Genomic DNA, 13,599 nt, shown 5'->3' with positions numbered 1-13,599 from the left:
CGTCAGCTCACCGGCAGGGTCGTCGGTTCCCGGGCGGCCACCGCGCTCGCCATGACCGTGACGCCGGGCAGGTGGGTGCCGAGGACCTCGACCCGCACCGACACCGTCGCCGTGACGCTCTCCCGGTCGCCGCCGAGCCGGATCTCGGCGCCCGCCGGAGCCGTCCGCGCCGCCACCGAGCTGCCTCGCTCGCCCCGTGCCTCAGCAAGCGCCGCCTCCCGGGCCGCGTCCAGGCACTGCGCCTTCGTCACCACCGCCGACACCGCGGTGATCCCCACGAAGACCAGCAGCATGAGCGCCGGCAGTCCGGCCGCGAGCTCGACGGTGAACGCACCCCGGTCCCGGCCGGACCGCCGGCGCCGCCTCACTTGAGCGCTCGGGTGATCACGCCGATCAGCGCGTCCTGCACCGTCTTGCTCGTCAGGATCACGAGCAGGGCGCCGGCCATCGCGGCCGCCGCCAGCGTGCCCACCGCGTACTCCACGGTCGTCATCCCGGCGTCCGCCGCCTCGGTGCGCAGCCGCCGGAACGCCATGGCGAGTTGTTGCACGTAGTCCTCCTAGGTTGAGTTCTCGGTCTCACAGAACGTCGCCCAGCACGGCGACGAGCACCGGCACCAGACCGGCGAGCACGAAGGCGGGCAGGAAGCAGAGGCTGAGCGGCAGCACGATCAGCACCCCGGCGCGTTGCGCAGCCGCCTCGGTGGCGATCGAGCGGGACGCCCGCAGGTCTCCGGCCAGCTGTTCCAGCGCCCCGGCGAGCGCCCCGCCGCTGGCGCTGGACCGCACCGCCGCCGCGACCAGCCGGTCGGCGCCGGTGACGTCGGCCAGGTGGCCCCACGCCTCGGCCGGTCCCGCTCCGAGCCGCAGTGACCGGGCGGTCCGCCGCAACCGCGAGGCGAGCGGCCCGCCCAGCGCGTCGGCGACCGCGGCGGCCGCCCGGTCCACCGGTGCGCCCGCTCGCAGGGCGGCGGCCAGCAGGTCCGCGCCGAGCGGCAGGTCGGCCAGCGCCTCCTGGCGGTCGCGCCGCACCCCGGCGGGCTCCTGGCGGCGCAGGAGCTGGTCGGCGCCGAGGCCGGCGCCCAGCCCGGCAGCCAGTCCCCACCAGCCGCCGACCAGCCAGGCCACGCCGATCCCGGCCACGACGGCGAGCAGCACCTGCCGCCGCCGGTCGCGGTGCTCGCCGGCCGGTCGGCTCCTCCGCTCGGCGGCCGGCCCGGCCTTCGCGAGCCGTCCGAGCCGCCGACTGGCCCGCGGCCGCCCGAGAAGGGGCACCACCAGCACCGCCATCGCCGCCGCCGCGAACGCACCGATCACCGCCACACCGCGACCGCCTTCCACACGCCCGCGACCGGCGCGCACACGGGCGGCCGCCGGTCCGGCACCCGGGCCGCTGAGCAGGCATCCAACGGGGCGTCGGCACCGACCAGGGCGGCCGCGCAGCACCTCCGGAACGGCACCCGGACCGGCCCGCCCGGTCGCAGCAGGGTCGCCAGTCCGCACTCGGTAGCCATCAGCGCGGCCCGTTCATGAGCCGCCGCGCCCATCCCAGCCCGCCGCACTGCAACAGCAACGCCCCGGCCGCGCAGGCCGCCCCGACCGGCGTGCGCAGCAGGATGTGGAGCGGATCGGCCCCGATCAGATACCCCAGGCCGACCCCGGCCAGCGGCAACACCGCCAGCAGCACCGCCGTGACCTGCGCCCCGGCGGCCTGGGCGGCGGCCGTCGACGCCGCCCGGTCCGCGGCACGGGCGTCGGCCTCGATCCGCCCGAGCAGATCCGCCGCCGGTGCCCCGGTGTGGTCGGCCAGCCGCCACACCGCCCCGGACAGTCGCGAGATCCGCTCGTCCCCGCCGACCGGCCCGGAGGCGTTCACCATCACCGGCGGCAGTCCTGCCCGCAGATCCGCGACCAGGGCCGCCAACGCCTCCAGCGCCGCCGCCCGCGTGGCCGCGGCCCGTTTCCGGGTGCCCCGGCGCGCCCACGCCCTCGTCGCGAGCCCGCCGTAGACGGCCAGTACCAACGCGGCCACCGGGCCGCCCAGCAGAAACCCGGCCAGCGCGGCCGCTCCGGTCACCACGAACACCGCCCGGCGATCGAGCGAATCCGGCAGTCGCCGCAGCCGGCTCAGATCGACGGAGAAGCCCCGGGTCCGCCCCGACAGCCGGGCCAGCACCCCCGGCCCCGGCCAGGCGATCGCGGCCACGCAGCCCACCAGGCAGGCGGCCGGCACCCCGATCACGACGCCCCCAGGACCGCCGGGACGGCGACCCCGCGCTCCCGCAGCATCCGTCCGAGCAGGCCGGCGCCCGGACCGGCGCCCACGCCGAGGGACCAGGCCGGCAGCACGCCCGGCACCCGCTCCGGCCCGGACGGCACCAGCACGCTCACCGACTCCAGCACCCGGCGGCCGCCGACCCGCCGGACCTGGAGCACCACCTGCAACGCCGCCAGCACCTGGGCGTGCAGCGCCACCCGCGGCAGCCCGCCGAGCAGCCCGAGCGCCTCCAGCCGGGCCGGCACGTCGCCCGGCGCGTTGGCGTGCAGCGTCCCGGCCCCGCCCTCGTGCCCGGTGTTCAGCGCGCCGAGCAGGTCGACGATCTCCGCGCCCCGGCACTCGCCGATGACCAGCCGGTCCGGCCGCATCCGCAGCGCCTGCCGGACCAGGTCGGTCAACCCGACCGCCCCGGCACCCTCCACATTGGCGGTCCGGGCCTGCAGCGCCACCACGTGCGGGTGCACCGGCCGCAGCTCGGCCGCGTCCTCGACCAGCACGATCCGCTCGGTCGGCGGCACCAGCCCGAGCAGGGTCGCCAGCAGCGTGGTCTTGCCGCTGCCGGTGCCGCCGGTGACCAGGTACGCCAACCGAGCCCCCACCACCGCCTCCAGCACCCCCGCCACGTCGACCGGCACCGTCCCGTGCGTGACCAGGTCCCCGAGGCTGAACGGCCGTTGCCGGAACGTCCGCAACGACAGGTACGGCCCCTGCGTCGCCACCGGCGGCAACACCGCGTGCAGCCGGGTCCCGTCCGGCAGCCGCGCGTCCGCGCAGGGCTGCCCGTCGTCCAGCCGCCGCCCGCACGCCGCGACCAGCCGCTGCGCCAACCGCCGTACGTCCTCGGCGTCCCCGAGCCGCACCGCCGCCCGTTGCAGTCCCGCCCCGCGATCCACCCAGACCTGCGTGCCGTTCACCAGCACATCCGTCACCCCCGGGTCGCCGAGCAGCGGCGCCAGCGGCCCGGCCCCGATCAGCTCGTCCCGCACCTGGTCGGCGAGGCGCAGCACGGCCCGGTCGCCGAGCACCCCGTTCTCCCGGCGGACCGCGTTCACCACCGCCGCCGGGGTCGCCTCCACCCCCTCGTACGCGAACTGCCGCCGCACCCGGTCCACCACGCTCATGCCGCCACCACCGGGGCGGTCATCAGCTCGGTGACCAGTCGCCGGCAGAGGTCGGCCAGCGGCCCCTTCCCACCGGCGGTGGGTGCCGTCCCGCGCTCCAGGTCCTGGCACATCGCCGGCTCCGGGCGCAGCGACCCGGCCAGCGGCAGCCCGAGCGTCCGCGCGATCTCCCGTGGTTTCAGCCGGCCGGGTGCCGGCCCGCGGACCACCACCGCGACCTGTTCACAGTGCGGCCGGACCTGGGCGAGGGTGCGCGCCGCCGACGCGGTGGCGCGCAGCTCGGCCGGCACCACCAGCAGCGTCCGGTCGGCGGCCTGCAGGGCCAGCACCGCGGCGTCGTCGAGCTGGCGCGGCAGGTCGGCGACGATCACGTCGCGGCCGCGCCGGGCGGCGTCCAGGGTGGCCGCCATCGCCTCGGCCGGCACCCCGGACAGCTCGTCCCGGTCGAAGGAGAGCAGCACCAGGTCGCCGCGGTGCGGCAGCGCGCCGAGCAGCGCGGGCGGGTCGACCCGGCCGCCGGCGCCGGCCAGCCCGGACCAGCGCAGGCCGCCGACGCGTTCCCAGCCGAGCACCAGGTCGAGGCCGCCGCCGAGCGGGTCGGCGTCGATCAGCAGCGTCCGGTGCCGGGCCTCGACGGCCATCGCGGCCAGTCCGGCGGACAGGATGCTGGCCCCGGCGCCGCCACGGCCGCCGATCACCGCGAGCGTGCGGGAGACGGCCGGTTGCCGGGGTGGCCCGGCGAGCTGCTCGATCAGCCAGGGCTCGGCCTCCGGGAGCACCGCGACGTGGTCCGCGCCGAGCGGTTCGGCGATCGCCCAGAGCTCGTCGCCGGGCGCGCCCCGGGCCACCAGGACTGTCCGTGGCCGGCGCGGCAGCCCGGCGCGCAGGCACGGCTCGGCCTGGTCGGCGCCGATCAGGGCGACCGGCGCGGGCCGGAAGCGCGGGCGGGCGGCGACCGGGTCGGGCGCCACGTCGATCTCGCTACCCGCGGCGGCGGCCAGCCGGAGCAGGTCGTCGAGCAGGTCGTCGTCGGCGGTGACCAGGAGTGGACGGGGCGGCTGGGGCATCGCGGTCTCCCGTGGGTGGGCACGATTGGGCCCGCCCAACCTCCCGATCCGCCGCCGCCCGGGCAATCGAGGGAGATCCCGCCTGTGGATAACTTCGGACGCTGTGGACAACTCCCGCGGGGCAAGGGGATCTGCTAATGCCGTGGCGGTTGGGGTGGTCCGAGTTGGGTATGTTGTGCCGACACGGACCGATGGAGTTGGCATGGAGAACTCGATCCGGACCACGCCGGGAGACGACGGCACGGTCACGGTCACGGTGCTCGGGGAGATCGACTTCTCCAACGCCGACGAGGTGGCCGATGGCATCCGGGATGCGATTACCGACTGGTCGCCGTCGACCGTCCACGTGGAGCTGCGGCATGCGTCCTTCATCGACTCGACCGGGCTCGGCGCCCTGATCGAGGGTTACCGTGCCGCCACGGAGCGCAACATTGGATACGTGGTGCGCAACCCGAGCCCGACCTTCCGCCGCGTCCTCACCGTGACCGGCCTCAGCAACTTCTTCGGCCTGGCCGAGGAGGAGCTGGACCAGCTGCCGACGCAGGCGACCGGAGCCTGAGAGGGAACGACCCCCGTCGGGGGAGACGGGGGTCGTCCTGGGATTCGGCTCCGGGGGGGTCGAGCCGAATCGACTCGGCAACCGCGGGGGGCGCAGCAGCCGAGGGCCATGAAATTGAGCTTTACGGGACGCGACGGTAACAACACTGAGCCGGGTCGCAAACACAAGTTTGCCTCAGACTGAGTCGGCAGTCGAGTACTGAATTGAACTCGATGTGAGGTCCCTGCCCGTCTGACCGTTTTCACTGCGCGTCACGGCAAAGGGGTACCCGCCCGCGAGCCGCTTGCCGCTACACTTTCGCCCCGTGGGCCCCAGCGCCGCGTTTTTCGACCTCGACAAGACCGTCATCGCCAAGTCCAGCGCGCTGGCCTTCGGACGGCCGTTCTATCGCGATGGCCTGATCAGTCGGCGTGACGTGGTGAAATCCGCCTATGCCCAGCTGATGTTCCGGCTCGGCGGCGGCACCGACGAGCAGGCGATGGCCCGCACCCGGGACTACCTTGCCGCGCTCTGCAAGGGCTGGCGGGTCGAGCAGGTCCAGCAGATCGTTGCCGAGACGCTCAACGAGCTGATCAACCCCTATGTCTACGCCGAGGCCGCCGCGCTGATCGCCGAGCACCAGGCGGCCGGCCGCGACGTCGTGCTGGTCTCCGCCTCCGGCGACGAGATGGTCCGCCCGATCGGCGCCCTGCTCGGCATCACCGACATCATCGCCACCCGGATGGCCATCGTCGACGGCCGCTACAGCGGTCAGGTCGAGTTCTACTCGGCCGGCCCGGCCAAGGTCACCGGCATCCGCGAGCTGGCCGGGACCAGGGGCTACGACCTCAGCCAGTGCTTCGCCTACTCGGACTCCAGCAGCGACCTGCCCATGCTGGAGGCGGTCGGCCACCCGAGCGTCGTCAACCCGGACCGCACCCTGCGCCGCGTCGCGGTCGACCGCGGCTGGCCGGTCCTGGAGTTCCGCCACCCGATCGCCCTCGGCAAACGCCTGCGCGACCGCCCGGCCGTCCCGGTCGCCGCCGCCCTCGGCGTCGGTGTCGGCGTCGCCATCGGCTTCGCCCTCTACGGCCGCCACCGCCGAGCCCGAGCCGCCGCCGTCGCCTGACTGCCCATCGCCGACGACCGCCTCACCGAACGCCCCGCTCACCACTCAAGGCCGCTTCCCGCTTTCCGGTACGACCGCCCCCCGCCCCAACCGCACAGCCCCTCCCTTTGCTCGACGCCAGGCCGCTGCCCCCTCACGGCCGCGAGGCCACATCCGGGCCGAACTGCCCACCTCCCGGTGGTCCGCCCAAACCCCCAGCCAAGGCCGACGGGCTGGCACCCAAGGCCCCATCCCGCGCGCCAATAGGGCCACCAGGACCAGCCCGCGTTGACGGGCTGGCACCCACAGCCCCACCCCGGGCACAGATAGGGCCACCAGGACCAGCCCGGGTTGACGGGCTGGCACCCACAGCCCCACCCCGGGCACGGACAGGGCCACCAGGACCAGCCCGGGGCTGTCGGGCTGGCACCCACAGCCCCACCCCGGGCACAGATAGGGCCACCAGGACCAGCCCGGGGCTGTCGGGCTGGCACCCACAGCCCCACCCCGGGCACGGACAGGGCCACCAGGACCAGCCCGGGGCTGTCGGGCTGGCACCCACAGCCCCACCCCGGGCACGGACAGGGCCACCAGGACCAGCCGGGGGTTTGGGGTTGGCGGGTCGGGGCCACCCACGGGCGTCGCCCTGGAGGGTCGGGCGTTCTGGACGCGCCAGCGGCCAGCCCGGCCCGCAAGGGTCCCTGGCGGGAGCGACGATCGGTGATCAGCGCGGATCCAAGTCAGCATGAATTTGATCTTCGAAGTCGGCCGGCAACACAGTGACCTGGACAAATGGCATTGGTCTGAGTAATTGCGGATCGCCAGATTTGCCCGGCTGATGCCTGGCGATCAAGCCCCGAGCGGCGTAGAAAGGAAGTCGCGGAGCCACGAAAAATCGGCCCGGTCGAGAGATCGGAAGCCGGCGGATCGGGCACCGTGCACGGCCACCGGGAACCCACGCGCGATCAGCCACGGCAGGCACGTTGCGACGGGACCTCCGCCAAAGGTGGTGCTTCCGCCGTCATGGGGATCATCGCCACCAGGCAGCAGGACCGTCGACAACGACCCAGGTGCACGCTTGTTAACCCGGTCCGGACGCGCAAGAGTGGCAGGGGTCGTGTGTCCGCAAGAACCGCGGACCGCGGCCCCTCTTCATTTGCCGACCTGGGGGCCGAGCCCCCAGACCCCGCGTCGCGGCGCTGACGGTGGGTGCGAGAGCGGCGCGACTCAGATTCCCGGCGTCGGACGGTCAGACCGCATGGCCGGGTGGAAACGGCGCGACTCAGGGCCCGGCGTCGCGCGGTCAGATCGTGTGGTCGGCGCGGGCAGATCGTGTGGTCGGGTGGCGGGGTCAGGTGGAGTCGGCGGCCCGGCGGTGGCGGTTGCGGATTTCCTGGTAGACGGCCTTGAAGACGGTGGGGCGGGAGTGGAAGTCCACTCCCTGCTCCCAGAGTTCGGTGTTGACGGTGCCGCCGTCACGGCGCTCCAGCAGCACCGTGCGGCCGCTCTCGATCTCCCACGGGCCCAGCCGGTGGGTGGTGCGGTGCATCCGGACGCCGGTGATCTCGCGCCAGGTCATCACCCGGGAGCGCAGCAGCCCGCGGATCAGCACCCCCTCGGCGCTGACGTAGACACCGAGTTGCAGGACCCGCCAGGCGCCGACCACCCAGATCGCGGCCAGCAGGCAGGCGACCACCCGGACGCCGTGCCCGATCAGGTCGAACTGCCGGACCGTGGCCCAGGAGAGCATCGCCAGCGCGAACGCCTCCCAGGCGATCACCACCCAGCGCCCGGACCCCGGCTGGTAGGGACGCACCCAGTTGTCAGCCACGCCCAAAGTATGCGACGCCGGGATGATCTCCGGTCACACGGTGGCGAGAACGCCGTCACCGATCGTGGTGATCTCCTCGGCCCCCGCCGTGACCGCCGCCGCGTAGTGCCGCAGCCAGGAGCGGACCCCGTCCGGCGTGCCGGTGGCGTAGGCGCCCGCCGAGCCGACGTATTCCGGCTCCCGGGACAGGTGCCCGACCTCGACCGACACCAGGCCCCGCGGGTCGAAGCCGCGCCCGATCAGGGTGAGCCGGGCGGCGGCCCGGGCCACCACCCCGGCCGGCCCGGCGAACGGGCGCAGCGTGATCAGCTCGGCGTGCACGATCGCGGCGAGCAGCAGCGGCGGCGTCTCCTCGTTGCCGGCGACCAGCCCGGCGAGCGCGTCGATCCGCTCGGCGCCACCGGTGAGCCGGCCCAGTTCCTCGGCCGGCACCACGCCGCGGGCGGCGAGCACGTGCAGTTTGGCCAGGACCTGCCGGGGCGCGCGGGGCCAGAGGTCGACCAGGCCGCCGAGCCCCTCGGCGACCCGCAGGGCGCCTTGCAGGACCGGGTCGGTGACCGTACCGGCGCGCACGTCCTCCAGCTCGTGGTGGTTGCCCTCCAGGGCGGCGCTGGCGACCGCGGCGCGCAGGCTGGTCTCGGCGGCGACCTGGCCGCCGTGCCGGCGCAGGGCACGGTGCCGCATGGCGGTGTCGACGCTGTCCCGGGCCGCGGCCAGGGCCGGAGCGACGTCAGCGAGGTCGAGCAAGGGTGCTAGTGGATCCACGGGAACACGGTAACCCGTAAAACGCCGGAAACCCGGGGTGCACAAACACGAGTGGAACTGGCAAGATTCGCGCAGTACCGATCACGTACGCGTCACTCGGCGCGCGCACGGCACCGCCCGGCGCGCAGCTTTCGCAGGGCAGCGTCCGCGGAACTAGTGTGCAACGAAGAGACCCCGGTCACGGCAGAGGAGCCGCCCTCATGAGCGAGACACTGGAGAATTTGTACTCGGAGACGCGGCAGTTCCCGCCGCCCGCCGGCCTTGCCGCGGCCGCCAACGTGACGGCCGAGGCGTACGACGAGGCCGCGAACGACCGGCTCGCCTACTGGGAGCGCCAGGCCGAGCGCCTCACCTGGGCGAAACCGTGGGACCAGGTGCTGGACTGGTCCAACCCGCCGTTCGCCAAGTGGTTCGTCGGCGGCGAGCTGAACGTGGCCTACAACTGCGTGGACCGGCACGTCGAGGCCGGCAACGGGGACAAGGTCGCCATCCACTGGGAGGGCGAGCCCGGCGACACCCGTGCCGTGACCTACACGGAGCTGCTGAAGCTGGTCTCGCAGGCGGCGAACACGCTGACCGAGCTCGGCGTGGTGGCCGGCGACCGGGTCGCGATCTACCTGCCGATGATCCCGGAGGCCGCGGTGGCGATGCTCGCCTGCGCCCGGATCGGCGCCACGCACAGCGTGGTCTTCGGCGGTTTCTCGGTGGAGGCGCTGGCCACCCGGATCCAGGACGCCGACGCCAAGGTCGTGATCACCGCCGACGGTGGGTACCGGCGCGGCAAGCCGTCCGCGCTGAAGCCAACCGTCGACGAGGCGGTGGCCCGGTGCGCGAGCATCGAGCACGTACTGGTGGTCCGCCGCACCGGCCAGGAGGTCGCCTGGACGGAGAAGGACAAGTGGTGGCACGAGACGGTCGAGCAGGCGAGCCCGGAGCACCGGGCGCAGCCGTTCGACGCCGAGCACCCGCTGTTCATCCTCTACACCTCGGGCACCACCGGTAAGCCGAAGGGCATCCTGCACACCACCGGTGGCTACCTGACCCAGACCTCGTACACGCACAACGCGGTCTTCGACCTCAAGCCGGAGTCCGACGTCTACTGGTGCACCGCCGACATCGGCTGGGTGACCGGCCACTCGTACATCGTCTACGGCCCGCTCTCCAACGGCGCCACCCAGGTGATGTACGAGGGCACCCCGGACACCCCGGACCGTGGCCGGTTCTGGCAGATCGTCGACAAGTACAAGGTGTCGATCCTCTACACCGCGCCGACGCTGATCCGCACCATGATGAAGTGGGGCGACGACATCCCGGCCAAGTACGACCTGTCCTCGCTGCGCGTGCTGGGCAGCGTGGGCGAGCCGATCAACCCCGAGGCCTGGATGTGGTACCGGGAGAACGTCGGCCGCGAGCGCACCCCGATCGTGGACACCTGGTGGCAGACCGAGACCGGCGCCGTGATGATCTCGCCGCTGCCCGGCGTGACCGCGACCAAGCCCGGCTCGGCGATGACCGCGCTGCCCGGCGTCAGCGCGGACGTCGTCGACGACACCGCCACCCCGGTGCCCAACGGGGGCGGCGGCTTCCTGGTGCTGACCGAGCCGTGGCCGTCGATGCTGCGCACCATCTGGGGCGACGACAAACGGTTCATCGACACCTACTGGTCGCGCTTCGGGGCCGGCGCCGGCAACGGCGACAAGTGGATCTACTTCGCCGGTGACGGTGCGAAGAAGGACGAGGACGGCGCGCTCTGGCTGCTCGGCCGGGTCGACGACGTCATGCTGGTCTCCGGGCACAACATCTCCACCACCGAGGTGGAGTCGGCGCTGGTCTCGCACCCGGCGGTGGCCGAGGCCGCGGTGGTCGGCGCGACCGACCCGACGACCGGTCAGGCGATCGTGGCGTTCACCATCCCGCGCGGCAACGTGGCGACCGACGGTGACGCCGGCGAGGAGCTGATCAAGGAGCTGCGCAACCACGTGGCCAAGACGCTCGGCCCGATCGCCAAGCCGCGGCAGATCATGCTGGTTCCCGAGCTGCCGAAGACCCGCTCCGGCAAGATCATGCGGCGGCTGCTGCGTGACGTGGCCGAGAACCGGTCACTGGGCGACGTCACGACGCTTCAGGACTCCGCTGTTATGGATCTGATCAGTTCCGGTCTCAAGACCGGTAAGGCAGAAGACTGACGCTAATCTATAAGGGCTGGTCACGCTCGCGTGACCAGCCCTTTTGTCCATTATGCCTACTGCAATGATATGACCACTCCATAACACGTAACCGTTGGTCATCAATCTCCTGCACGTTCCCCGAACATCGGCTGGTTTGCATACGTTCACCTCTAGTCCCGAACCCCGGGGCCGTTTGACGCTGGGCCCGGCACACCGCGGTCCGGCCGCAAAAACGGAGGTAAACGTAGTGCGCAAGGTAGTCGCGGGACTGCTCGGCGCTGCAATGGTGACCACCGTGGGAGCGATGGCTCCGACGTTGGCCCTGGCGGCTCCGCCGGCGGACCCGGCCCTGGTGGCACAGACCGGGGACAATGCCCCGGTCGATGACCTGCCAAACCCGCTGGAGGAGAAGCGTCGCGCGCTGCGCGAGGAGGCCGTCTCCCAGGTGGTGAGCGGCGAGTCCAAGGTGGAATACCGTAACGGGAGCCCGGTCGTCAACCTGGGCAAGACGTACGGTAATGGCGGTTTTGGTCACCCCGGTAAGAACCAGTACGTCGAGCTGGCGCGGGAGAAGACCGACAAGATCTTCGTGATCCTCACCGAGTTCGGGAACGAGCGCCACCCGTCGTTCCCCGACCAGGACACGACCCCGGCGTACGCCGGCCCGTCGACCTTCGACGGCCCGCTGCACAACGCCATCCCGGAGCCGGACCGCAAGGTCGACAACTCCACCGTCTGGCGGTCGGACTACTCCCAGGAGTACTTCCAGAACCTGTACTTCGGCACCGGCAAGAACACCGAGTCGGTCAAGACCTACTTCGAGACCCAGTCGTCCGGGCGCTACAGCGTCGACGGCGAGGTCACCGACTGGGTCAAGGTCAAGTACAACGAGGCCCGGTACGGCCGGTCCAACGACGACCCGAAGGACGCGAACGGCGACGACCCGGCCGTCTGCGCCAGCAGCAACTGCACCAACGTGTGGCAGCTGGTCCGCGACGCGGTGACCCAGTGGTACGCCGACCAGATCGCCGCCGGCAAGACCCCGGCCGAGGTCAAGGCGGACCTGGCGACGTTCGACCAGTACGACCGGTACGACTTCGACGGCGACGGCAACTTCAACGAGCCGGACGGGTACCTGGACCACTTCCAGATCGTGCACGCCGGTGGCGACCAGGCCGACGGTGACCCGTACCAGGGTGAGGACGCCGTCTGGAGCCACCGCTGGTACGCCTACTCCTCGGACGCCGGCGCCACCGGCCCGAGCGGCAACCTGCTCGGCGGCACCCAGATCGGTGACACCGGCCTGTGGGTCGGCGACTACACCATCCAGCCGGAGAACGGCGGCCTGAGCGTCTTCGTCCACGAGTACACCCACGACCTGGGCCTCCCGGACGACTACGACACCAGCGGCGGCGGCGACAACAGCAACGAGTACTGGACGCTGATGGCGCAGAGCCGGCTCGGCGCCAAGGGCGACCAGGGCATCGGCACCCGGCCGGGCGACCTGGGCGCGTGGAACAAGCTGCAGCTCGGCTGGCTCAACTACCAGGCGGTCAAGGCCGGCGAGAAGAAGGTCGTCAACCTCGGGCCGCAGGAGTACAACACCGCGAAGAAGCAGGCCGTGGTGGTGAACCTGCCGGACAAGAAGGTCACCACGGATCTCGGTCAGCCGTACGCCGGGAGCAAGCAGTTCTTCTCCGGCAACGCGGACGACCTGAACGTGTCGCTGTCCAAGGCGATCGACCTGACCGGCAAGACCAGCGCGAGCGTCTCGCTGGCCGGCCGGTACGCGATCGAGGAGGACTACGACTACCTGTTCGCCGAGGCCTCCACGGACAACGGCGCCAACTGGACCAGGCTCGACGGTACGGTCGGCGGCGAGCCGTTCGTCAAGGACGGCGGTGGCGCTCCGGCGATCACCGGCTCCTCCGGCAACGCGTGGAAGCCGATCGAGGTGCCGCTGAACGCGTACGCGGGCAAGAACATCCTGTTCCGCCTGCACTACGTCACCGACGGCGGTGTCTCCGAGGGCGGCTTCTTCGGTGACGACCTGACCGTCACCGCCGACGGCGCGGTGGTCTCCACCGAGGGCGCCGAGGGCACCTCGACGTGGACCGCGGCCGGCTTCTCGATCGTCGGCTCCACCCTCACCAAGGACTACCCGAACTACTACATCGCGGGTTACCGGAGCTACACCTCGTACGACAAGTACCTGGAGACCGGCCCGTACAACTTCGGGTGGGCCAACACCAAGCCGGACTGGGTGGAGCACTACAACTACCAGACCGGTCTGCTGATCTCGTACTGGGACACCTCGCAGGTCGACAACAACACGAACGTGCACCCGGGGTCGGGCCTCAACCTGGTCATCGACGCGCACCCGAAGCCGTTCCTCAACCCGGCCGGTGTTCCGTGGCGGTCCCGGGTCCAGGTGTACGACGCCCCGTTCGGCCTGTGGCCGACCGACGGCATGACCCTGCACCTGAACGGCGAGAAGTCCGTGGTCAAGCCGCTGTTCGGCAACCCGGTCTTCAACGACAAGGACAAGTACTTCTACGACGAGCTGCCGAACCAGGGCGTCAAGCTCCCGGCCGCCGGCGTCAAGATCGCGGTGCTCGGCCAGCTCGGCACCTCGATGACCGTCGCGGTGTACTGATCCCGACCGTTTGAACCGCACCACCAGCAGCGCCCGGGGACCCTACGCCCCGGGCGCTGCCCCATTTC

At 72.2% G+C, this 13,599-nt stretch carries 13 protein-coding genes; 4 read left to right on the top strand and 9 right to left on the bottom strand.

What is annotated here, in order from left to right:
• Positions 1–2 precede the first annotated feature (2 nt).
• Genes Aiant_RS22595 through ssd form a run of 7 tightly spaced genes read right to left on the bottom strand, consistent with a single transcriptional unit; the run spans position 3 to position 4,465 of the window.
• On the bottom strand, positions 3–368 hold the full coding sequence (locus Aiant_RS22595; RefSeq protein WP_189334532.1) for a TadE family type IV pilus minor pilin: 366 nt from the start codon (positions 366–368) through the stop codon (positions 3–5).
• Positions 365–535 (bottom strand): DUF4244 domain-containing protein, encoded by a 171-nt coding sequence (locus tag Aiant_RS22590; protein WP_189334661.1) that lies wholly within the window; start codon positions 533–535, stop codon positions 365–367. The genes Aiant_RS22595 and Aiant_RS22590 overlap by 4 nt, the downstream gene beginning before the upstream one ends.
• A gap of 43 nt (positions 536–578) precedes the next feature.
• Positions 579–1,289 (bottom strand): type II secretion system F family protein, encoded by a 711-nt coding sequence (locus Aiant_RS22585; protein ID WP_189334660.1) that lies wholly within the window; start codon positions 1,287–1,289, stop codon positions 579–581.
• 23 nt (positions 1,290–1,312) lie between these two features.
• Positions 1,313–1,513 (bottom strand): hypothetical protein, encoded by a 201-nt coding sequence (locus Aiant_RS22580; RefSeq protein WP_189334531.1) that lies wholly within the window; start codon positions 1,511–1,513, stop codon positions 1,313–1,315.
• Positions 1,513–2,241, bottom strand: coding sequence for a hypothetical protein (locus Aiant_RS22575; protein WP_189334530.1), 729 nt, complete (start codon positions 2,239–2,241; stop codon positions 1,513–1,515). Before Aiant_RS22575 ends, Aiant_RS22580 begins: the two co-directional genes overlap by 1 nt.
• Positions 2,238–3,398, bottom strand: coding sequence for a TadA family conjugal transfer-associated ATPase (locus tag Aiant_RS22570; RefSeq protein ID WP_189334529.1), 1,161 nt, complete (start codon positions 3,396–3,398; stop codon positions 2,238–2,240). The genes Aiant_RS22575 and Aiant_RS22570 overlap by 4 nt, the downstream gene beginning before the upstream one ends.
• Entirely contained in the window at positions 3,395–4,465 is a 1,071-nt protein-coding gene (ssd, locus tag Aiant_RS22565; protein ID WP_189334528.1) for a septum site-determining protein Ssd, read from the bottom strand. Before ssd ends, Aiant_RS22570 begins: the two co-directional genes overlap by 4 nt.
• Positions 4,466–4,667: 202 nt before the next feature.
• On the opposite strand from ssd, the gene Aiant_RS22560 reads away from it, so the two are divergent.
• Together Aiant_RS22560 and Aiant_RS22555 are read left to right on the top strand one after the other, a co-directional pair.
• Complete coding sequence (locus Aiant_RS22560; RefSeq protein ID WP_189334527.1) at positions 4,668–5,024, top strand: STAS domain-containing protein; 357 nt, start codon at positions 4,668–4,670, stop codon at positions 5,022–5,024.
• 304 nt (positions 5,025–5,328) lie between these two features.
• Positions 5,329–6,132 (top strand): HAD family hydrolase, encoded by an 804-nt coding sequence (locus tag Aiant_RS22555; RefSeq protein WP_189334526.1) that lies wholly within the window; start codon positions 5,329–5,331, stop codon positions 6,130–6,132.
• 1,330 nt (positions 6,133–7,462) lie between these two features.
• Here the strand turns inward: Aiant_RS22555 and Aiant_RS22550 are convergent.
• Both Aiant_RS22550 and Aiant_RS22545 read right to left on the bottom strand, forming a co-directional pair.
• Complete coding sequence (locus tag Aiant_RS22550) at positions 7,463–7,942, bottom strand: PH domain-containing protein (RefSeq protein ID WP_189334525.1); 480 nt, start codon at positions 7,940–7,942, stop codon at positions 7,463–7,465.
• 33 nt (positions 7,943–7,975) lie between these two features.
• The gene (locus tag Aiant_RS22545; RefSeq protein ID WP_425322608.1) at positions 7,976–8,707 is read right to left on the bottom strand and encodes a Fic family protein; all 732 of its coding nucleotides are present in this window, start codon (positions 8,705–8,707) and stop codon (positions 7,976–7,978) included.
• A gap of 200 nt (positions 8,708–8,907) precedes the next feature.
• Between Aiant_RS22545 and acs the strand changes: the two genes are divergently transcribed.
• Complete coding sequence (acs, locus tag Aiant_RS22540; RefSeq protein WP_189334523.1) at positions 8,908–10,893, top strand: acetate--CoA ligase; 1,986 nt, start codon at positions 8,908–8,910, stop codon at positions 10,891–10,893.
• Between the two features lie 286 nt (positions 10,894–11,179).
• On the top strand, positions 11,180–13,531 hold the full coding sequence (locus Aiant_RS22535; protein ID WP_229830984.1) for an immune inhibitor A domain-containing protein: 2,352 nt from the start codon (positions 11,180–11,182) through the stop codon (positions 13,529–13,531).
• Positions 13,532–13,599 lie beyond the last annotated feature (68 nt).

Source organism: Actinoplanes ianthinogenes, assembly GCF_018324205.1.
Taxonomy (GTDB): Bacteria; Actinomycetota; Actinomycetes; order Mycobacteriales; family Micromonosporaceae; genus Actinoplanes; species Actinoplanes ianthinogenes.
The sequence above is the reverse complement of the archived record's forward strand: the minus strand, read 5'-3'. Positions and strand labels throughout refer to the sequence as shown.